This window comes from Gluconobacter cerinus (assembly GCF_025961355.1).
In the GTDB taxonomy this organism is placed as follows: Bacteria; Pseudomonadota; Alphaproteobacteria; order Acetobacterales; family Acetobacteraceae; genus Gluconobacter; species Gluconobacter cerinus.
In genome coordinates, this window is sequence record NZ_JAOQNM010000001.1 from 943,448 (window position 1) to 963,320 (window position 19,873).

The window sequence follows — 19,873 nt, forward strand, 5'->3', positions numbered from 1 at the left end:
CCCCTATTGGCGCGTCCCAATCAGGCAGCGGGTCAGAGCCTTGAGGTCACGGATGTTTACTTCCGTTTCGATGCTCTTGTTCCACAGCGTATCCATGGCACGGAAGTGGATGGTGCTGAGAATGACATCCAAAACTGTATCCGCCGGATAGCAGAAAGCCTCTTCGTCTCGCTTCTTTGCGCGCTCAAGAAAGCGATGCATCTGCTGTCGAGCTGGCTCAATACTGACTTCGCGAAGCACAGTGCCGAATTCCGGGTTATGCACGGCTTCACCCAGGAGCGTACCATATGTGCGGCCCAGCGGAGTTGCCAGGAAGCGAATACGCGCTTCGATCAGCTGGTCGACGTCTCCCAGAAAACTGCCCGTATCGATTTCAGGCGTGAGGCTGAACTTCCACTGACGGATGGCATCAAAGAACATGGCCTGCTTGGTAGGCCAGCGGCGATAGACCGTCGCGGTAGACACACCTGCCTGTTTGGCAACTTTTCCGATCGTGAGGCCCTGATAGCCCTCTTCCGTCAGGACCGTGGCAATCGCTGAAAGAATCGTATCCTTCAGCAGAAGATTGATAGGCCTGCCCGGTGAGCGACTGACCCTCATATCTGCCAGATGCGGCGGAAAAGCTTCCTTTACCGCTAAAGATGATGACTGGGACATGCCCTGCCTCCCTGATTGAATAAGGTCTTGCATCTAGCCTTAACGAAACCGAGAGGCTTTCCACAAGCCTTAAGATTGGTGCGTTTCTCCTAAAAAACACCCCTCATGAAATTGTGAGCAGTGAACGGTAAAGTTCAGGGCCAATCATTTCTGCCCATTTTGGACGGGATAGCGAAGTGGGTCCGATCTCTTTATATATTTCTATGAACACGAGCCGGACCCTGCGATCAGACGCATGACCTGTCTGCACTGGCGCGATGGATCACGCATTACGCCTGGCTCTTCGGGTTCGAAAACCTCACCATTCTCGATAACGACTCAGTCGATCCACAGACAATCTCCATCTGTGATGACGGGCAACATGAGCCGCGCTCAGCGATCCGCGATGAGTTCAAGAGTACTGTTTTCACTTATCTGCATGACCATCACCTTCCCTATGCGGCCTGGAGAGATCGTCTGAAAAACAAGGTGACGGGGCTTGTTGATGCTGATGATGAGGCTGCTCTCCGCGCATACCTGACCAAACCTCATACAGAAGGTGCTCATGCTGTTCAGGCTCTTCTGGTAACAGCCGAAGAATACACGCATCTGTATGATGACAGCGTGCGCGTTTTCATAGGGATTGGCGCAACAGAGCTCGCTTTCGTTGAGGGGCCGGGACTAGCCACGACATTGTGGAACAGTGAGGCCTATCTTGCTGCCCATCGTGATGTAAGGCGCCACTACACAATCGGCCCGCTACAACATTATCTACGCGACGGCTTCAGGGAAAAGCGCGCTCTGACGGCATAGAGCCATTAGCGCTTGCGGCGTTTTTAAAACGTCGGAGGTGTACACGAACTGATCACTTCGCAGGCTTCGTCGCTGATACAGCGAAAGCGATGAGGCTTGCGACTGTCAAAGTAATAGGCGTCTCCCGGCCCAAGAATATGGGACTGGTTCTCCACCGTCACTTCCACCTGACCGCGAATGACAACGCCAGCTTCTTCACCGTCATGCGCATACGCGACACCGGTGTCAGCCCCAGGGTCATAACGCTCGTGCAGGACCTGGAGTGCGCGACCAAACAGGTTCCCGCCGATTTGCCGCAGAGAAATACCACTCTGCCCGATTTCAGTTAAATCATCAGCCAGATAGAAGTATTTTTCCTGCCCTTCTGTTTCGAAACTGAAGAAATCGCCAAGGGTGACGGGAATACCGTCCAAAACACGCTTCAAAGTGCCGATTGAGGGGTTCATATCCCCCGACTCAATCAAGGAAATTGTGGAATTGGTGACACCGGTACGCTTGGCCAACTCACGCTGGGAAAGATTTTTTGCAACACGAACGAGCCGCAACCGCTGACCAACATCCGTCACCATTCATTCTCCCAATCGTCTGACCATTACATCTCAGTATGTCATAACGATTGAGGAATGGAACATGAAAAAAGCCCGATACACCAATGAGATGCTGGCAAATTACTTTTCCGGTGACCTCGTTTTGACAGACGCGTTCAAAAACCCCTCACAGGTTTCTTTCAGCTCTTCCTGAAGCGTAGTATTTCCTGCATAAACGGGATAATTAATTTAATTATGAATGCCTCAGCACCACATCACAGATGATGGACGTCGCCAGAAATCCAATATGCAAGTTTAGATGGCAGTAAGACTCCGCCAGATCATATACGTAGCCACCACAAAGATCACACATGCAAAGAACGTAGTCAGAGTACCACCGGCTCCCGCCAGGCGTCGGGCTGCTGAGGTCCCAAGCGTACTACCCACCACACCGCCAAGAACAAAAAGCGCGCCCATCGTCCAGTCAACGTACCCGGACAGCATGTAGCTGAGAGCAGTACTGGCCCCAAAAGCAGCGACGGCGACCAAAGACGTCCCTATTGCATTCAGAATGGGCATCCTCGTGCAGGCAACCAGCGAGGGCACAATAAGAAACCCACCACCAATGCCAAAGAAGCCCGACAAAAGCCCTGTGGCCGTTCCGCTGGCCATGACCTTGGGCATATTGTCGCGATTACAGGCGGCGCCCGCGATGCCAGGATTCCGACGTCCCCTAAGCATCAGAATACCGACAACAATCATCAGGACTGCAAAGCAAAGCAGCAGTTTTTGCCCGTCAACAGCCTTACCTAGCGCAGCGCCCACCAAGGCGCCGACAACACCAAAAGGCGCAAAAACCGCGGCACACCGCCATTTGACGGTTTTCTGTCGCGCATGACTGACAAGCCCCGCCAGTGCGTTGACGGCAACAGCCATGGCGCTTGTCCCGATCGCGACATGGGGATTTTTCACTCCCACGACATAGACCATCAGCGGAACAGCCAAGATTGATCCGCCACCGCCAATCAGCCCCAGCGTAAAACCGATAATGACACCACAGAACAGCTCAAGCGCGATTTGCATCAGTCTGGCCGATACTTATTTCTTACCGGACTTCAGGGACTTGGGCGCAACGAAGAGCTCATGCCCCTTGAGCATTCCTTTCCAGTACAGAGCCGGCATGACGTATTTTTTGAGCCACCAAGCGAGGCGGGTCGCCTTCTGGCCATTGAGCAGCCACTTCGGCAACGTGGGCGCCAGCTTCCCGCCATAAGCGAACTCAGCAAGAACAATCTTGCCGTTCTCAACGGTCAAGGGACATGCGCCATATCCGTCATATCCAGACACCGGATCTTTGCGCTTCAAGAAAGCCAAAACATTCGTTGCAACCACAGGGGCCTGTACCCGCACAGCGGCTGCCGTTTTGGCGCAGGACGTTCCAATCACGTCCCCCAGAGCGAAGATCTGCGGATACCGGACATGCTGGAGCGTCTCCGGATTTACCTCAACAAAACCGTCCGACCCGGCAATGGCACTTTCCCTGACAACCTTGGGGGAAACCTGAGGTGGCACGACATGCAGCATGTCAAACGTGCTCTCCACACGCTCCACGCCTGCGTCCGTCTTCCGCTCAAAAACGGCAGTCCGGGCAGGACCATTCACCTCGACCAGCTTTGATCCCAGATGGAGGGCGATACCGTAATCCCGCACATAATTCATCAAAGGGGGAACAAACTCTTTCACCCCAAACAGACCCGGTGTGGCCGTGTTGAATTCGACGGAAATATTTTTCAGAACGCCCCGACGACGCCAGGCGTCACTGGCCAGATACATGGCTTTCTGTGGAGCACCGGCGCATTTGATGGGCATAGGCGGCTGCGTAAAAATAGCCTTACCGCCCTTAAGCTTTTCAACCAGCTGCCATGTGTAAGGCGCCAGATCAAAGCGATAGTTGGACGTCACCCCGTTCTTGCCCAGCGTTTCGCTCAGGCCAGGGATAGCGTCCCAGTTCAGGGAGATGCCTGTCGCTACAATCAGCGCATCATAGGACAGAACCGTGCCATCCTTCAGGACAACCTCACGCGCCTCGGGGCGGAAAAGTTCAACAGACGTTTTCAGCCAGACAGCACCCTTGGGAATCAGGTCCTGTTCCCGACGACGTGTTTGAGATGCCTTGAAAACACCGCCCCCTACGAGGGTCCAACCCGGCTGATAGAAATGCTCTTCTGAGGGTTCAACAATCCCCAGAGCCAGGGCAGGATTACGCTTGAGCAGACTGGCGGAGGCGGAAAGGCCGCCCGCACCGCCGCCGATAACCAGAACCTGAAAATGCCGCGCGCCTTCACGTGCAGCCATGGTCGGCGCAGGCACAGAATCCAGACGCGACTTCAACCCACCCAGATCAATACCGGCACGCGCGGCATCTGCGAGAATTTCCGAAGCAGGACGCGTACCAGCTTCTGCGAGCGCCCAGATCTGGGCGGCCCGTGTTCCTGACCGACAATAACCAACAACCGGAGCCGGAAGAGACGCCAGTGCCTCTCTGGCCTGCAACACCTGAGCATCGCTTGGCACCGTTCCCGCCTTCACAGGAATTGCGATAAACGCCAGCCCTTCCGCCTTTGCAGCCGCTTCGACGGCAGCCGCATCCGGCTGATCCGGCGCTTCACCATCCGGGCGAAACGAAACGATGCTCCGGAAACCTTCGGCCTTAAGATCCGCAACATCCTGCGGCGTGACCTGAGGGGAAACAGCGTAGCGATCCGTTAAAGACGTGGTTGGCATGACGTGCTCTCCGACAAAAATATCTGAATCGGTCAACCGGCTCAGAGGCGATTGACGGGTATCTTGATGTAGCTGATGCCGTCAGCCTCTGGTTCTGGCATATGACCGCCACGCATATTGACCTGCACTGACGGCATCAGAAGCTTCGGCATCGCCAGAGTGGCGTCACGCGTTGTGCGCATCGCCACGAAATCTTCCTCGCTCACACCATCATGAACGTGAATATTATGGGCACGTTCCAGAGCCACAGTGGTCAGCCATGCGTAGTCATCGCGGTCCGGCGCTTTATAGTCATGGCAAAGAAAGAGGCGGGTTTCTTCCGGAAGGGACAGAAGCCGACGGATGGACTGGAAAAGCTGACGGGCATCCCCGCCGGGAAAATCGGCGCGTGCGGTCCCGAAGTCTGGCATGAAGATCGTATCGCCCACAAAGGCGCAGTTTCCGATCACGAACGCCATGTCTGCTGGCGTATGGCCTGGCACATGCAAGACCGTGACCGGCAGATCACCAATGGAAAACGTCTCACCATCCTGGAAAAGATGGTCGAACTGAGATCCGTCCCGTGCAAAACGCGTACCCGCGTTAAAGATTTTTCCAAATACATTCTGGACGCGCACGATGTTCGCGCCAATTCCCAGTTTTCCGCCGAGCTGCTCCTGAAGCCAGGGTGCTGCAGACAGATGGTCGGCATGCGCATGGGTTTCCAGCTGCCAGTCAACAGACAACCCTTCCCGGCGCACATAATCTACAATCGCCTGTGCAGAACCATTGGATGTCCGGCCCGCAGCAGCATCATAGTCCAGCACGCTATCGAGGATCGCAGCGCGCTTGGTAATCGGGCAGTGAACAACGTGACTGGCTGTATTTGTCGCTTCATCAAAGAACGTGCAAACTACAGGGGATGGAACCTCACCACTCTGCACACGTCCAATCTGGGCAGTTGCAGCGTCAATGGCAGCATCAGGCATGGCGTTTTCACCTCTGGAGTTACACATTTCCAAGAAAACAATTATGTGTTTAATAAAGTAATAAACTATCAACAGTCAAGACCCGGACAGGCTGGATACAGCATCATGACAGGCCCACTCACTGAAGACTCCGCCTTTTTCCCCCTTCGCATAGGCGACGAGGCCCCCGATTTTACGGCACGCACAACCCACGGTGAATTCGTACTGAGTTCGCTGAGAGGCCGCTGGGTCATGCTGTTCGCACACCCGGCGGACTTCACACCCGTTTGCACGAGCGAGTTCATTGCCTTTGCCAAAGTGGAGACCTTTTTCCGCGAACGGAACTGCGTTCTCCTTGGGCTTTCCGCTGACAGTCTTCCCGCTCACCTGGCGTGGATTACGGCCATTGAAGAACGCTTCAATGTCCGCATTCCTTTCCCGATCGTTGAAGACCCCTCCATGGAGGTCGCCCGCGCCTACGGAATGATGGATCTGGAAGCACAGGACAGCGCCACGGTACGGTCCGTCTTTTTCATTGATCCGACGGGAATTATTCGCGCCATCCTGAGCTATCCTGCCAGCGTTGGCCGGTCAGTGGCCGAGTTGCAGCGTATGCTTTCCGCCTTGCAGGAAGTGGATCGCTCCAACGTGCTGACACCGGAAGGCTGGCAGCCTGGACAGGCTGCTATTGCCCCCCCTCTTCAGACCCAGGAAGCAGTTCAGAAAGCAGGTCCGAACTGGTTCCTTCAGCCGAAGAAGCCGCGCCCATGACTCTTCTCGCCCTCGAAGAAAGCCGAAATCTTGCCGAATGGCTGCGCCTGCTCGCGCAGCCTCAACGCCTCATGATCCTGTCGGCCCTGCTCGATGGCTCACATGCTGTCAGTGAAATCGAGACCATGACGGGCATTGGCCAACCAACACTGAGCCAGCATCTCGGCACCCTTCGCCGCAGCGGACTGATTGAGTCTCAGCGAGAGTCCCGCGCCATCAGTTACTGCATGGCTGATACGCCCGATGCCGCTCGCGCCAGAATGCTCATCATGACACTCCGCCCTGACGGACTGGCAGTCTCACCAACGGCTACAGCCCCTTCACGCAAACCCGGTGCCCAACGCTCTTCCCTGGAAGGCGCAAGGTTTGCGCGCATCGTCCGTCCGCTCTCCCGATGACCAGAACCCGGCTTGCACCGCCCCCTGTTTCACCGTGCGAGCCAACGGAAACTGTGCTGCTTTTCAAACGCTTTTAGATGGAAAAGGAGAAGGTCCATGACCCGCTATCTGATGCTTCTGGCCTGCCTGACCGGTTTTGCCGCCCTGTCTGGCACGGCGTCAGCCGCGACACGCGACGAGCAGAAACAGGCCTGCCAAGGTGATGCCATCCGCCTGTGCACGTTTGCCATTCCTAACGAAGCCAAGATTACAGCCTGTATGAGAAAGAAGATGGATCAGCTCAGCCCGAAATGCCGGGCGATGTTTGAACCAGCTCCGCAGAAAAATACTGCGACAACAAAGCCCAAAAACTGAGACGTTTACCCTCTTGTCGTAATCGTGAAGATGGGCAGACGACGTTCAGACCAGCATTTACCTGAGGCACTTGCATATTAGGTGCCTTCTCGTTCTTCCGTCAGGATTGCACGAAGGCAGCGTTTTCATTATTGGATAACATATGAAAACACCCCGTCAGTACGGTCGTCGCAAGGTTACGCTCAAGGATGTAGCGGCACAGGTCGGGGTGTCCCACACGACAGTCTCGAATGCCTATATCCGGCCGGGCCAACTCTCGGCTGCGCTGAGGGAAAAGATCTTCGCGGCGGCACAGGAGCTTGGATATACAGGCCCTGATCCGGCAGCGAAACAGCTTGCGACCGGGCATTCCGGGGCACTGGGCTTTCTCTTCAGTGAAGATCTTCCATACGCATTTTCTGATCCTGCCGTTCTCGCCGTGCTGAACGGCGTCGCAAAAAGCTGCGATGAGATGGAAACGGATCTGGCCCTGATTTCAGCAGGCAGCAGCCTCCGCAACATGAACACACCTGTTTCGCTAGGCAATGCTGCGGTCGACGGGTACATCCTTTATTCCGTGGCCCCCGATAGCCGGTGCGTTTTGATGGCGCAGCAGCGGAACGTTCCGCTCGTTGTGGTGGACCAGCCCCGTTTGGACAACGTGCCATATGTCGGCATTGATGACCGTGGAGCCGCCTACAACGCGGCAAAGACCCTGCTTGAGCTAGGACACCGTCGCTTCGGTATCCTGTCTCTCAAAACAGCCCATGACGACTATTTTGGCATCCTGACAGCCAAGCGTCGCGCCAATATTGCACACAGCACGATTGCCATGCGTCTTGAGGGGTACTTAACAGCCCTTCAGGAAGCCGGTATTGCCCCCGAAAACGTGCCGGCCTGGGAAATTCCGATCAACTCTGAAGAGTCCGGTGCTGAAGGCGCGCGCTTTCTACTGAACCGACAGAATGCGCCGACAGCAATTCTGGCAATGAGCGACCGCGTTGCAATTGGCGCCATGCAGACAATTCGTGCGGCGGGTCTCAGCATTCCTGAAGACGTGTCGATTTTTGGATTTGATGACATTCCTGCCGCTGCCCTGTCGGACCTCAGCACAATCCGCCAGCCTCATGAGCGCAAAGGCATGGAGGCAGTCCGTCTCCTGACCCAGCAGGACGGCCGCCAGAACAAGAACGTCATTCTGGAAACAGAACTCGTCGCTCGCGGCAGCATTGGTCCAGCCCCCAAGGGCTGAACCGCACTGTATTAGCGGGCGACGTTCAGAAGCCCGGCAATACTGTCGATCTGGAAATCCGGCTTCAGATCAATGCACTGCGTTGCAGACCCGTGCCCATAACTCGCCCAGCAGGATGCAATGCCACTATTGCGGGCAAACCCAAGATCTGCCGCCGTGTCACCAACCATTAGAAAATTCGATGCAGGAACTTCCGGGAACAACGGCCGCACACGGTCCGTCATAACGCGGGGGTCTGGCTTGTGCGGGTAGGCTGGTTCGGACGCAATCACATTGCTGATCCACCCACCAAGCCCGAAGCGCTCGATACTGGCATGAACAGTTGGAGCATGTTTGTTGCTGAGAATTACCAGCGTTGCCCCGTCAGCCTTAAGATCGTCGAGTACTGACTTCACCCCGTCAAACAGAACGGTCTCTTCCTGATCGGCTTTAGGGTAATATGCCCGATAGTGACGAACAAAAGCCTGTGCATCATCAACATCACTGTCGGGAACGATCGCCTGAAACAGCGTCTGAAGCGTCCCACCCTTTGACAGCTGATGCTTCAGGGCGTCTGATGAAGGGCCCTTGTAGCCGCTGGCTTCAAAGGCTTCCTTCAGGCTGCGAAGAATGGCCGGCTGCGTTTCCGCCAGAGTACCATCGTAGTCGAGAAGAACGATCGGGAATCTTGTCATTCCCTTTTGTCACCCCGTTTACGCAGGAAATCCAGCCCTCTCCGTTTCAGATCGGACGTCGCCCAAGAAGGCGGCAAAGGGCTGATGCTGTATCTGCATGATTCAACGTATAGAAATGGAATTGCTCCACCCCTTCAGCTTTAAGTGTCTGACAAAGCCGGTCTGCAATCGTGGCCGCGACAAACGCCCGCGCCTGGGGCGTTTCATCCAATCCATCGAACAGGTCGCGCATCCACTTCGGCACGTTTGCACCACACATATCGGCAAACTTCCAGGCCTGCGCAGCACTTCCAACCGGAAGAATACCCGGCACGATCGGCCGCTCGATTCCAATGGCCGCAGCGCGGTCCCGGAAGCGTAGAAATGTGTCCGCTTCGAAGAAGAACTGCGTCAAAGCCCGGTCCGCACCCGCATCAATCTTCGCTCGCAGATGCTCCAGATCCGACTGCGGGCTAAGCGCGGCAGGATGCGTTTCCGGATACGCCGCAACGGAAATTTCGAACGGCGCAATCTCCTTCAATCCGCGCACCAGATCCACAGCCCCCGCGTAGCCTTCCGGATGAGGCTCATAGACGCCCCCGGCTGACGGTGGCGGATCGCCACGCAGGGCCACAATGTGCTTCACACCCGCGTCCCAGTACGCTTGCGCCACAGCATTGACGTCTTCCTTGGAAGCCCCCACGCAGGTCAGATGCCCAGCCATTGGCGCGCCAGTTTCCCGAACCATGTCTTTAAGGGTGGCCAGGGTGCGGTCCCGTGTTGACCCACCTGCCCCATACGTCACGGACATGAACTGCGGACCAAAAGCAGCTAGCGTTTTTGCGTTTTCCAGCAGCGTGGCGGCTGCCTTTTCCGACTTTGCAGGAAAAAACTCGAACGAAATTGCGGGCAGAGGCCCTGTCTGTGCGGGCATCACGCCAGCTCCTTATTCAATAATTCAGCTTAGTTGGGGCGTTGGCCGAGCCAGAGTTTCACAGTCAGTTCGCCCTCAAGAGCCACTGGCTCTGCGGGAACTAGACCCGCAGCGCGAAACCACATCGCCATCTGCGCATCGGTGAACCCAAGCCGGACATGCGCATCCCGTGTGCGAAGTTCTTCCCGGTTATGGGAGGCAAAATCGATAATCAGCAATCGACCGTTGGCATCCAGAATACGCGCGGCTTCCGCAATCACAGCAGCCGGATGTTGCGCATAGTGCAGAACCTGATGCATGACCGCGACATCGGCTGAATGCTCCGGCAGCGGAAGGGCCTGAAAGTCCCCTTGCCGCAGATCAGCCTGCTCCAGACCAGCTTCCGCCAGTTTGGTACGCGCCAGCCGCAGCATGGCGGGACTGCGATCAAACCCGATGACTGTTTGAGCGCCGACCCCCAGCAGCTCCATCATGCGACCTGTTCCCGTGCCTATATCCACGAGCCGGCCGATCGGAGATGCTGAAAGCGTCTTTACGATCGCTGCTTCGACCTCCTGTTCGGACACATGCAAGGAACGCAATGCGTCCCATTCTGCTGCGTGGGTTTCAAACCAGTCTTCCGCCGCGAGCGCACGAACATCCCGAATGGCCTGCAAGCGAATACGATCCGCACGGATTTCCGCCGGTTCCCGCGCAGTCCATCGATCCAGCGCCATAAAGACAGGCTCCAGACGTTCCGGAACACCCAAAGTCAAAAAGACCCAACTTCCTTCCTTGCGGCGCTCAATCAATCCCGCATCTGCCAGGATCTTCACATGCCGTGACACGCGGGGCTGACTTTGCCCGAGCACCTGCGCCACCTCGCCGATGGACAGTTCCATCTCGCGCAGAAGGGCCAGAATCCGCAGACGGGTCATGTCTGCCAGTGCCTGGAAAATGATGAGGGCCTGTTCCATACGGATTTACATATAAGGAGTTCTTTATATGAGCAAGAGCTATTGACTCTTTTTCAGAACATGCGGCAGTCATAAGGCTTGTCATGGATCCATGTCGGATGTTCACGCATCCGGCTTGGCTAAGAGGGAAGCCGGTGCAAAGCCGGCGCTGCCCCCGCAACTGTCAGCGGCGAGTGCCGATTCCATACAGGCCACTGGGCGAAAGTCCGGGAAGGCGGAATCAGCGCGGAGACCCGTAAGCCAGGAGACCTGCCACGGCACATAACATCCTCCGGCGGGGCGTTCCGGACGGGTCACGCATGTCTCCACGCCGCACATTTCCTGTTCGGGGCGTGAACGATCCTGCATGCCCTGCGAGCGCACTGCCACGAACCTGTCGAGGCTTTCATGACCGTCCGCGTCGCAACTCTGGGCTTTCCGCGTATCGGCACCCGCCGTGAACTGAAAACCGCTCTTGAACAGTACTGGGCGGGAAATTCCTCCGCCGATGATCTACTTTCCACAGCCGCATCCCTTCGAGCGTCCGCCTGGCAGCGCCAGAAAGACCTCGGTGCCGAGATCATCCCTTCCAACGATTTTTCGCTTTACGATCATGTGCTGGATACATCCGCAATGGTCGGTGCTGTTCCTGCCATTTACGGCAACGTGCAGGGCAAGGTGGACTTGGGAACCTACTTCGCCATGTCCCGCGGCTCCCAGACGACATCCGAAGAGTGTGGCTGCGGTCATGCTCATGGCGCACCTCAGGACGTTCCTGCCGCCGAAATGACCAAGTGGTTTGACACGAACTACCATTACCTTGTCCCGCAATTCACAGCAGACCAGACGTTCCGCCTCGCCTCCACAAAAGCGGTGGACGAATATCGGGAAGCCAAGACGCTTGGGATTGAGACACGCCCTGTTCTGCTCGGTCCTGTCAGTTTCCTGCTTCTGGGAAAATGTGACGGCCCGGCGTTTGCTCGCCTTGATCTGCTCCCTGCCCTGCTACCCGTTTATGAACAGGTTCTGAAAACCCTCCAAGCAGAAGGCGCAGACTGGGTTCAGATTGACGAGCCGTGTCTTGTTCTGGATCTGCCGGACAATGCTGCCGCAGCTTTCAAAACGACCTACAACACTCTGACAGCCGCTGTTCCAGACCTCAAACTGATGCTCGCCACTTATTTCGGTGCGCTCGGAGACAATCAGGACATCGCCCTAAGCCTGCCAGTTCACGGCCTGCATGTAGATCTTGTCCGCGCTCCCGAGCAGCTTGCATCCATCCTGGAAAAAGCACGACCTGACCTACTGCTATCTCTCGGCGTAGTGGATGGGCGAAATATCTGGAAGGCCGACCTGAACGCGCTTCTGGACCATCTTGAACCGCTGGCGCGCCAGCGTGACCTGATCCTTGCGCCGTCCTGCTCTCTCCTCCACACACCGATTGATCTGGAACGGGAGACAGATCTGGACGCGGATGTGAAATCCTGGCTCGCATTCGCCGTTCAGAAAATTGAGGAGTTGCACACACTGGCGCGCGCGCTGAATGAAGGCCGGGGCGCTGTGCAAACCACTTTAGCCGAAAATGCTGCGGCGCTTCAGGCACGTCGCTCTTCCACAAAAATCAACAATCCTGCCGTTCAGGCACGCTCTGCAGATCGCAACCCAGCTCTCGCCCAGCGCCATTCACCCTTCCCCGCGCGCCGTCCGTTGCAACAGGCCAAACTCAAGCTGCCTTTGTATCCGACGACAACAATCGGTTCCTTCCCCCAGACACCTGAAGTCCGCAAAGCCCGTGCGGATCATGCACGAGGAGAGCTCTCTTCCGAGACTTACGACGCCTTCCTGCGGGAAGAAACCGCCCGGACCATCCGCTGGCAGGAAGAGATTGATCTTGATGTGCTGGTGCATGGCGAGTTTGAGCGCAATGACATGGTGCAATATTTCGGAGAGCAGCTTTCCGGCTTTGCGTTCACGAAGCACGCCTGGGTTCAGTCCTACGGATCTCGCTATGTCCGGCCCCCCATCATTTTCGGAGATGTGTCACGCCCAAAAGCCATGACGGTTGAGTGGTGGGAATACGCCCAATCCCTCACCAACCGCCCTGTGAAAGGCATGCTGACGGGGCCCGTCACGATCCTGAACTGGTCTTTCGTACGAGACGATCAGCCGCGTGCGGAAACATGCCGACAGATCGCTTTCGCGATCCGGGATGAAGTGTGCGATCTGGAAAAAGCCGGGTGCGGCATCATCCAGATTGATGAAGCCGCCTTGCGTGAAGGCCTGCCGCTCCGTCGCGCAGACTGGCAATCCTATCTGGACTGGGCCGTGGAGAGCTTCCGCATTTCAGCCTCGGGTGTGCAGGACGCCACACAGATCCACACCCATATGTGCTACTCGGAATTCAACGATATTATTGCCGCCATTGGCGCAATGGATGCGGATGTGATTTCGATTGAAACCGCCCGCTCCCGCATGGAACTACTCGATGCGTTCGCAGCCTATCGCTACCCTGCGGAAATCGGGCCGGGCGTTTACGATATCCATTCCCCACGCGTGCCGTCTGTCGAGGAAATGGTGGACCTGCTTCGGACAGCCAGCAAAGTCATCAGCCCGGATGCCCTTTGGGTCAATCCGGATTGCGGACTGAAAACCCGCCAATGGCCGGAGACGAAAGCTGCACTCATCAACATGGTTGCGGCAGCCCATTATATGCGCCCATAAACCAGCGAGTAGATGGGGTGGATCACCACCCCATCATACGCAATTACCAGATTTTGACGCGCTGATCCGGGGTCAGATAGAGCTTGTCACTCGGCTGTACATTCCAGGCTCTGTACCAGAGATCCACGTTGTGCATCGGGATGTTTACCCGAGCTTTCGGCGGCGAGTGCGGGTCGATAACAACCATCTGCTTCTCCGTGTCTGGACGAACCTTCTCACGCCAGACCTGTGCCCATCCCATGAACACGCGCTGATCGCCCGTCAGACCATCAATGACCGGAGCTGGCTTCCCATTCAGGGAGGCATGGTAAGCATCCAGCGCCAGTGTCAGCCCACCAAGATCGGCAATGTTTTCGCCCATCGTGAGCTTACCGTTCACATGCACGCCCGGCTGAACCTCGAACGCGTCATACTGCGCACCAAACCGATCTGCGAGCTTCTGAAAGCGCGCTTCGTCTTCCTTTGTCCACCAGTTCCGCAGACGCCCCTTGTCGTCGTACTTGCGGCCTTTGTCATCAAAAGAATGGGTCATTTCATGCCCGATGACACCACCGATCGCCCCGTAATTCACAGCCGGATCAGCCTTCGGGTTGAAGAACGGCGGCTGAAGGATCGCCGCAGGAAACACGACTTCCACAAAACGCGGATTGTTGTAGGCGTTCACCGTTGCGGGCGACATCAGCCACTCGTTGCGGTCAACAACCTTGTCGAGATGGCTTAACTGATAGTGCCAGTCGAAAGCGAAAGCGCGCTCGGCATTGCCGTACACATCGCCCTTCTTCACAACCAGATCGGAATAGTCCCGCCACTCATTCGGGTAACCCACCTGGATTTCAAAGCTGGCCAGCTTCTTCAGCGCGGCTTCACGCGTCTGCGCGCTCATCCATGTGTTGTGTTCGAGGCGGTTGTGGAAAGCCGCCTTCAGGTTACCCGTCAGCGTCTGCATGGCCGCACGATCCGAAGCCGGGAAATAGCGCTCCACGTAGATTTTGCCGAGCGCCATTTCCATGGCGGAACTCGTGAAATCCACACCACGCTTCCAACGCGCTGCCAGAGCAGGCTGGCCTGACATGGCCTTCACATAGGCGAAACGCGTTTGCACAAAAGCATCCGGCAAGAACGATGCAGCATTGCTCGCCGTATGGAACGCCTGCCAGGCGCGCAGCGTATTCAGATCCGTCTTTGCAATCAGGTCCGCTTCCGCCTTGATGGCGGAAGGTTCACCAACAATAACAACCCGCTGCGCCAGCCCGGCCTCAGGCACACCTGACGCCCGCAACCATGTCATCCAGTCAAAAGAGGGAACACTCTTGACCAGAGCTTCTACCGTCATCGGGTTGTAGGTCTTGTCCGGATCGCGGAGTTCCGTGCGCGCCCAATGAACTTTGGCAATCTCGGTTTCAAAAGCCACAATGTCTGCCGCTGACTTGGCGGGATCAGCCCAGTGAACAAGCGTCAGAAGCTTCGTAACATACGCCTGATAGGCCGCTTTCTTGGATGCAAATTCCGGCTTCAGATAATTGTCCCGATCCGGCATCCCGAGCCCGGCGTGATCGACACTGAGCGCATATTTCGTCGGATCTTTCGCATCCACATCCACGTCCAGCGCGAACGGCGATGATCCGAACGTATCGGACGACGCCCCACTAAACTGCGCAAATGCCTTCAGATCCGTAATTGTGTGGATGCTTGCGATTTCAGCATCCAGCGGCTTGGAACCCAAAGCTTCGACAGCCTTCTCATCCATGAAAGACGCATAATAGGTGCCCAGCTTCTCATCGATCGTCTGAGGCTGAGCGACCGGATGCGCGGACAGGTCTTTCAGAATGGACTGAATGCGCTGACGGGATGCTTCAGCCAGCGCGTTAAACGGGCCGTAGCTGCTCATATCCGACGGAATTTCGAGCGCTTTCAGGAAGCTGCCATTGGCATAATCGAAGAAACTGTCTCCCGGCTTGACGCTCACATCCCGCCCGGCCAGATCCAGACCATACTGGTCATAAGTAATCTGAGGCGCTGCGGGCTTGGCAGACGCAATCGAAGGCAGCGCTGCCAGGCCAAGACTGGCGGACAGCAGCAAAGCGGCCTTGGGGGAGAGTTTCTTCTGATGCATATGAGAGGCCTAAATGTGAAAAACAGGCAGGCCTTTTGGTCCGTCCGCGGGCCTGTAACTTAAGTTTACAGTCGAAACGACCTGGACGCCAAGGGCCATACCTCGCCCCAAAAAGCGAGGTATGGAAAAAGGCATTAATTCTGGCTGGAAATAAGCGCTTTAATGCCAGGGAGAATGGCAATGAGCAGCCCCCCGGGAGGCTGCTCGCGCCTCAGGGACAGCAGATGGTTGGATGAGTTGTGAAACAGCTCTTCCTGTGCAGCGATCAGATGCTGCGCATCCAGCCGCCAAGCTGTTCCTGAAGCTCCGTTCAGAACGTTCAAGCCAGCATTGGAGAGGGCCGCAACCGTATGAGATACGGGCGTAACCTCCTCCAGAGCAGGCACATCTGCGGCAATTGCGACAAAAGCTTCATCATTGGCAGCCCAGCTTGCCAGCATGGCCTTCAAGGGAACCTTCAGGCTCTTTTCACCCGCGACATACCGTTTAGCCATATCGTTGAAGCGGATAGCCTCAAAAGCATCCGGATCAGCAATCGCGACCGGCGCCGACAGCATGGCATCGCCACTTTTGGACGCCAGACGATTCAAGGCGTAATTGCGCACCGGAACCGTAACGCTCAAAAGCGTGGAGAGAGGGCCAGTATGCGCAGGTGCCAAAGCCTCCTTCAACGCATTTTCATGCTGCGCTGCTTGCAAACCTGTTGATTGGAGTTCTGCCATGACCACAGGTAGGCGGCGCTCCAGATCATCCACATCCCGCACGTTTTCAGAAGACCAGAACCGCTCAGCCAGAGCTGCAGTACGGGGCCACAGACGGGCATCCAACATGTTTTCGGAGACAACTTCTGTCCAGAGCGCGCCTTCTGCACCCAGAACCATTTTCTTCTGGTCATCGGTCAAAGGCGCTGCATTCGGGTCCTGGATGAAAGCCTGAAGCAGCGGGGTGATCTTCGGATGTGTCTCCGCCAGTTCTTCTGGCGTGATGCCATTCGCCTTGGTGTCATACGGATCAATGGCGTAATGCGTCCGGGACGGCGTCAACATATCCAGATAATAGCCCGAAGACACGACAACCGGATGCCCGGCCTGTGTGGCAGAACCCGTCCACTTGGAGCCGCGCCACCCTTCCACAACAACATTTTTGGGAATTGGCGCTTCGCTGACTTCGTCCCACCCCATCATGACGCGGCCCTGGCTGGACAGGATTTTTTCCACCTGCGCCGTGAAGGCTGCCTGAAGGGCTGGTGCATCCTTGTATCCGTGCACCTTCATATAGGCCGCAATTTTTGGATTGCTGGTCCACTGAGTGCCGAGAACCTCGTCACCACCCGAATGAAAATAATGATCCGGAAAGAGTGTTTCCATTTCCGCATATAGAGCACGAATGAATGTCAGCGTTTTGGGATTGGTCGGGTCCATCGCCGGGTTATTCAGGTTTTCACCAACAGCGTTGACCTCCGGCAGCGGCTGTGCCGCCAGTTCCGGATAGGCCTGCAACACTGCGAGTGCATGACCCGGCACGTCAAATTCAGGCACAACGCGGATACCGCGATCCGCAGCATAGGCCACAATGTCTCGAACCTCAGCCTGCGTATAATACTGCCCGTGCGATCCAACGCTCGTCAGCTTTGGGAAAACACGGCTCTCCACACGGAAGCCGGTCCCGTCATTCAGATGCCAGTGCAGCACGTTAAGCTTCAGAAGCTCCATGGCATCAAGCTGGCGTTTGACGGTCTCTACAGAAGCGAAATGCCGGGACACATCCAACAGAAGGCCACGCCATGCAAAGCGTGGAGCATCATCAATATGCAGCCGTTCTACCACAACTCCATCTGATGTTTTCTGAACAAGCTGCAGAAATGTGGCCAGCCCATGCACAACGCCTGCCGGTCCATCAGCTTCCAGATGGGCGCCATCTGCTGATGTCGTGAGAGCATAATGCTCTTTGGCCCCAACCGTGAGATAGGCCGGATCATAGGCTGCACTGATATGCAGAACGTATGGGCCACCATGCGCAGAAGATGCGCCTGTCAGAGCACCAAGTCGTTGAGAAAAACGGGCTGCAGCTCTTTGCAAAAGGGGGGACGGCGGGGTGGCCCAGACAATCCGGACACCTCCTGCAAGGGATGCCACACCATTGGACGCCGAGACGGATTGCGGCACAGGCATCAGAGCAGGTGCCGCCTGGGCCAGGCCTCCAAAAACCGTGCCAGCCAGCAAAGCACTCCCCAGACACACTTTCTTCCAGAAAGAACCATAAGGGAAAGGCGTGGTCCGGGTCATTCAAGGCTTCCTTGCAGTTACGGATCAGTCTCTGAAACGATTTTCACCGTATCACTCTGCCGTATCGTGTCACTCCGGCGGCAGAGCTGCAAGCATGCGACGCGCATCCTCAGTCCGGAGCGTAATGCCGTAAAACTGACGATAGAACTGCTGCATCTTTGCAATCATTCCAGCTTCATCCACATGACCCGTCTGAACAATCTGACGGGCCCAGTCGACCTGCAAGAGTAATTCAGGGCTGTACCGATCCCACGGGAAAATTCCCGCCGGATTGCGGTAAACACGGCCAGCTTTGACAGCTACGAGCTGAGACCAGACGCCATCGCTGGCAAGCTGGGCAGGATCCCCTGCATTGGCACCCACAATAATGATGTCCGGGTTCCAAGAGAGCACCTGCTCGACAGAAACAGGCTGCTTGTTTCCATGCACGCCCACAGCCGCATTACGTCCACCAGCAGAACGGATCCACTGATCGATAATGCTCTGATCTCCATCCACGCGCAGAGGTTTCAGAGATTCAACGTGAAGGACTTTGGGCCCTTGCGGGTTGGTTGCCGCCTGCGAAATTTCCTTAAGGAAAGCCACACGATAAGCCTGCGCACGCTGCGTCGCCAAGGGCGTCTGAAGAAGGGTGGCCGTGCTATCCACACATTCCAGAAGCCCTATGAAACGATCAAAGCCCTCAGGGACAACATGCAGACCAACCTTGGAGAGCGCCGCGACGGAATGGCTCGACGCCGTGACAAACACCAGATCCGGTGCAAGACGTAAAAGCTCTTCTCCGTTCAGATTTCCCGGGTCCAGAGGCTGAGCTTTGGAAAGCGACGGCACCAGGCGGAACATCCACGGCATGATTGATGGCTTGGCGACCGTCGCGATGATCTTGTCCTGCGCGCCGAGCATAATGAGCGTGGCGTTATGGGCATACCATCCCTCCACCAGACGTGTGGGAGGAGCAGCAAATGCTGTGGTGGCCATGAGCGAAAGACCCAGAAGCCCTCCAGCCAGTCGAGACAGTCTCATCATTCACTCTCCTCACGATGGAAAAAACGTTTCCCGGCATGATCAATCTGCGCCAGAGGAACGCCATAAAGACGGGACATGCGTTCAGCCGTCACAATAAGCTCGGGTGGGCCGTCCGCCACAATTTGCGCTTCCTCTAAAATAAGGGCGCGATGGCCGGCGGAAAAGAATTCTTCCGGCCGGTGGGACGTCAGAAGAATGAGATGTCCTTCAGCGGCCAGTTCTGCCAGCAGACTCATCAAACGAAGCTGATGACCATAGTCCAGACCGCTCATTGGCTCATCAAGAAGAAGCCCGACAGCCTCCTGTGCAAGGGCTCGCGCCAGCACGACACGCTGCTTTTCGCCGCCAGACAGCTCCGTCACCGGACGCTCTGCCAAGGCGAGAAGTCCCAGACGATCCATGGCCTGATCAACGCGGAGCCGGTCTTCCGCTCCGAGGCGCCCTGACACGCCATGATGGGGAATACGCCCCAGCTCGACCATCCGCCGGACCGTGTAAGGGAACGTCATCGCGTGTGCTTGAGGCACATACCCCAGACGCCGCGCCACGTCTAAAGGCCGCAGAGATGATAACAGCGTACCTTCAAGATACACCTCACCGGACGTCGGTTTGAGCAATCCCATCAGAATGCGCAAAAGGGTGCTTTTGCCCGCACCATTAAGGCCAAGAAGCCCAATCAGTTCACCACGCCGGAACGTCAGGCTGACATCATTCAGCACCACGGATCGAGACGACCGTTTCAGCG

Annotated in this window: 17 protein-coding genes, 1 pseudogene and 1 riboswitch; of the genes and pseudogenes, 6 read left to right on the top strand and 12 right to left on the bottom strand. The window is 56.4% G+C overall.

Going from position 1 to position 19,873, the window contains the following annotated elements; genetic code table 11:
- Nucleotides 1-3 precede the first annotated feature (3 nt).
- Complete coding sequence (locus M2305_RS04395) at nt 4-657, bottom strand: TetR/AcrR family transcriptional regulator (protein ID WP_046900097.1); 654 nt, start codon at nt 655-657, stop codon at nt 4-6.
- A gap of 468 nt (nt 658-1,125) precedes the next feature.
- Here M2305_RS04395 and M2305_RS04400 point away from each other — a divergent pair, with 468 nt between their 5' ends.
- Nucleotides 1,126-1,449: a hypothetical protein gene (locus M2305_RS04400; protein WP_264648674.1), complete on the top strand. Its 324-nt coding sequence runs from the start codon at nt 1,126-1,128 to the stop codon at nt 1,447-1,449.
- A gap of 23 nt (nt 1,450-1,472) precedes the next feature.
- Here M2305_RS04400 and M2305_RS04405 read toward each other — a convergent pair whose 3' ends face one another.
- The 4 genes from M2305_RS04405 to M2305_RS04420 all read right to left on the bottom strand — a co-directional run bounded on the left by M2305_RS04405 (nt 1,473) and on the right by M2305_RS04420 (nt 5,728).
- Complete coding sequence (locus tag M2305_RS04405; protein ID WP_064273653.1) at nt 1,473-2,018, bottom strand: cupin domain-containing protein; 546 nt, start codon at nt 2,016-2,018, stop codon at nt 1,473-1,475.
- Between the two features lie 273 nt (nt 2,019-2,291).
- Entirely contained in the window at nt 2,292-3,059 is a 768-nt protein-coding gene (locus M2305_RS04410; protein ID WP_086633767.1) for a sulfite exporter TauE/SafE family protein, read from the bottom strand.
- 15 nt (nt 3,060-3,074) lie between these two features.
- Nucleotides 3,075-4,760 carry a bifunctional protein tyrosine phosphatase family protein/NAD(P)/FAD-dependent oxidoreductase gene (locus tag M2305_RS04415; RefSeq protein ID WP_264648675.1) on the bottom strand — a complete coding sequence of 562 codons (1,686 nt, stop codon included), beginning with the start codon at nt 4,758-4,760 and terminating at the stop codon, nt 3,075-3,077.
- A gap of 41 nt (nt 4,761-4,801) precedes the next feature.
- On the bottom strand, nt 4,802-5,728 hold the full coding sequence (locus M2305_RS04420; protein WP_264648676.1) for an MBL fold metallo-hydrolase: 927 nt from the start codon (nt 5,726-5,728) through the stop codon (nt 4,802-4,804).
- A gap of 105 nt (nt 5,729-5,833) precedes the next feature.
- Here M2305_RS04420 and M2305_RS04425 point away from each other — a divergent pair, with 105 nt between their 5' ends.
- From M2305_RS04425 to M2305_RS04440, 4 genes are all read left to right on the top strand, one after another.
- Nucleotides 5,834-6,478 (top strand): peroxiredoxin, encoded by a 645-nt coding sequence (locus M2305_RS04425; RefSeq protein WP_099210887.1) that lies wholly within the window; start codon nt 5,834-5,836, stop codon nt 6,476-6,478.
- Nucleotides 6,475-6,876: an ArsR/SmtB family transcription factor gene (locus M2305_RS04430; protein WP_046900104.1), complete on the top strand. Its 402-nt coding sequence runs from the start codon at nt 6,475-6,477 to the stop codon at nt 6,874-6,876. Before M2305_RS04425 ends, M2305_RS04430 begins: the two co-directional genes overlap by 4 nt.
- Nucleotides 6,877-6,972: 96 nt before the next feature.
- Nucleotides 6,973-7,230 (top strand): hypothetical protein, encoded by a 258-nt coding sequence (locus tag M2305_RS04435; RefSeq protein ID WP_408870796.1) that lies wholly within the window; start codon nt 6,973-6,975, stop codon nt 7,228-7,230.
- Between the two features lie 142 nt (nt 7,231-7,372).
- Nucleotides 7,373-8,461 carry a LacI family DNA-binding transcriptional regulator gene (locus M2305_RS04440; protein WP_264648677.1) on the top strand — a complete coding sequence of 363 codons (1,089 nt, stop codon included), beginning with the start codon at nt 7,373-7,375 and terminating at the stop codon, nt 8,459-8,461.
- Between the two features lie 11 nt (nt 8,462-8,472).
- On the opposite strand, the gene M2305_RS04445 is transcribed toward M2305_RS04440, so the two are convergent.
- Genes M2305_RS04445 through M2305_RS04455 form a run of 3 tightly spaced genes read right to left on the bottom strand, consistent with a single transcriptional unit; the run spans nt 8,473 to nt 11,004 of the window.
- Complete coding sequence (locus M2305_RS04445) at nt 8,473-9,135, bottom strand: HAD family hydrolase (RefSeq protein ID WP_264648678.1); 663 nt, start codon at nt 9,133-9,135, stop codon at nt 8,473-8,475.
- 46 nt (nt 9,136-9,181) lie between these two features.
- Nucleotides 9,182-10,048: a methylenetetrahydrofolate reductase [NAD(P)H] gene (gene metF / locus M2305_RS04450; RefSeq protein ID WP_264648679.1), complete on the bottom strand. Its 867-nt coding sequence runs from the start codon at nt 10,046-10,048 to the stop codon at nt 9,182-9,184.
- Nucleotides 10,049-10,077: 29 nt separating this feature from the next.
- Complete coding sequence (locus M2305_RS04455; protein ID WP_264648680.1) at nt 10,078-11,004, bottom strand: ArsR/SmtB family transcription factor; 927 nt, start codon at nt 11,002-11,004, stop codon at nt 10,078-10,080.
- A 67-nt stretch (nt 11,005-11,071) separates the two neighbouring features.
- A riboswitch (cobalamin riboswitch) is annotated at nt 11,072-11,275 on the top strand.
- 116 nt (nt 11,276-11,391) lie between these two features.
- Here M2305_RS04455 and metE point away from each other — a divergent pair.
- A complete protein-coding gene (gene metE / locus M2305_RS04460) occupies nt 11,392-13,704 on the top strand; it encodes a 5-methyltetrahydropteroyltriglutamate--homocysteine S-methyltransferase (protein ID WP_264648681.1) in 2,313 nt (770 codons plus the stop codon).
- A gap of 43 nt (nt 13,705-13,747) precedes the next feature.
- Here the strand turns inward: metE and M2305_RS04465 are convergent, their stop codons facing one another.
- The 4 genes and pseudogenes from M2305_RS04465 to M2305_RS04480 all read right to left on the bottom strand — a co-directional run.
- Complete coding sequence (locus M2305_RS04465) at nt 13,748-15,817, bottom strand: M13 family metallopeptidase (protein WP_264648682.1); 2,070 nt, start codon at nt 15,815-15,817, stop codon at nt 13,748-13,750.
- A gap of 134 nt (nt 15,818-15,951) precedes the next feature.
- On the bottom strand, nt 15,952-18,102 hold the full coding sequence (locus M2305_RS04470; protein WP_264648683.1) for a beta-N-acetylhexosaminidase: 2,151 nt from the start codon (nt 18,100-18,102) through the stop codon (nt 15,952-15,954).
- A gap of 69 nt (nt 18,103-18,171) precedes the next feature.
- Nucleotides 18,172-19,128 (bottom strand): ABC transporter substrate-binding protein, encoded by a 957-nt coding sequence (locus M2305_RS04475; RefSeq protein WP_264648684.1) that lies wholly within the window; start codon nt 19,126-19,128, stop codon nt 18,172-18,174.
- Nucleotides 19,125-19,832: pseudogene (locus tag M2305_RS04480) on the bottom strand (ABC transporter ATP-binding protein); the annotation flags it as partial. The pseudogene M2305_RS04480 and the gene M2305_RS04475, both read right to left, overlap by 4 nt.
- Nucleotides 19,833-19,873: the final 41 nt, after the last annotated feature.

Coding starts and splice junctions, on each gene's coding strand:
- M2305_RS04395 (WP_046900097.1), bottom strand. CDS start 657: ATGTCCCAGTCATCATCTTTAGCGGTAAAGGAAGCTTTTCCGCCGCAT.
- M2305_RS04405 (WP_064273653.1), bottom strand. CDS start 2,018: ATGGTGACGGATGTTGGTCAGCGGTTGCGGCTCGTTCGTGTTGCAAAA.
- M2305_RS04410 (WP_086633767.1), bottom strand. CDS start 3,059: ATGCAAATCGCGCTTGAGCTGTTCTGTGGTGTCATTATCGGTTTTACG.
- M2305_RS04415 (WP_264648675.1), bottom strand. CDS start 4,760: ATGCCAACCACGTCTTTAACGGATCGCTACGCTGTTTCCCCTCAGGTC.
- M2305_RS04420 (WP_264648676.1), bottom strand. CDS start 5,728: ATGCCTGATGCTGCCATTGACGCTGCAACTGCCCAGATTGGACGTGTG.
- M2305_RS04425 (WP_099210887.1), top strand. CDS start 5,834: ATGACAGGCCCACTCACTGAAGACTCCGCCTTTTTCCCCCTTCGCATA.
- M2305_RS04430 (WP_046900104.1), top strand. CDS start 6,475: ATGACTCTTCTCGCCCTCGAAGAAAGCCGAAATCTTGCCGAATGGCTG.
- M2305_RS04435 (WP_408870796.1), top strand. CDS start 6,973: ATGACCCGCTATCTGATGCTTCTGGCCTGCCTGACCGGTTTTGCCGCC.
- M2305_RS04440 (WP_264648677.1), top strand. CDS start 7,373: ATGAAAACACCCCGTCAGTACGGTCGTCGCAAGGTTACGCTCAAGGAT.
- M2305_RS04445 (WP_264648678.1), bottom strand. CDS start 9,135: ATGACAAGATTCCCGATCGTTCTTCTCGACTACGATGGTACTCTGGCG.
- metF (WP_264648679.1), bottom strand. CDS start 10,048: ATGCCCGCACAGACAGGGCCTCTGCCCGCAATTTCGTTCGAGTTTTTT.
- M2305_RS04455 (WP_264648680.1), bottom strand. CDS start 11,004: ATGGAACAGGCCCTCATCATTTTCCAGGCACTGGCAGACATGACCCGT.
- metE (WP_264648681.1), top strand. CDS start 11,392: ATGACCGTCCGCGTCGCAACTCTGGGCTTTCCGCGTATCGGCACCCGC.
- M2305_RS04465 (WP_264648682.1), bottom strand. CDS start 15,817: ATGCATCAGAAGAAACTCTCCCCCAAGGCCGCTTTGCTGCTGTCCGCC.
- M2305_RS04470 (WP_264648683.1), bottom strand. CDS start 18,102: ATGACCCGGACCACGCCTTTCCCTTATGGTTCTTTCTGGAAGAAAGTG.
- M2305_RS04475 (WP_264648684.1), bottom strand. CDS start 19,128: ATGATGAGACTGTCTCGACTGGCTGGAGGGCTTCTGGGTCTTTCGCTC.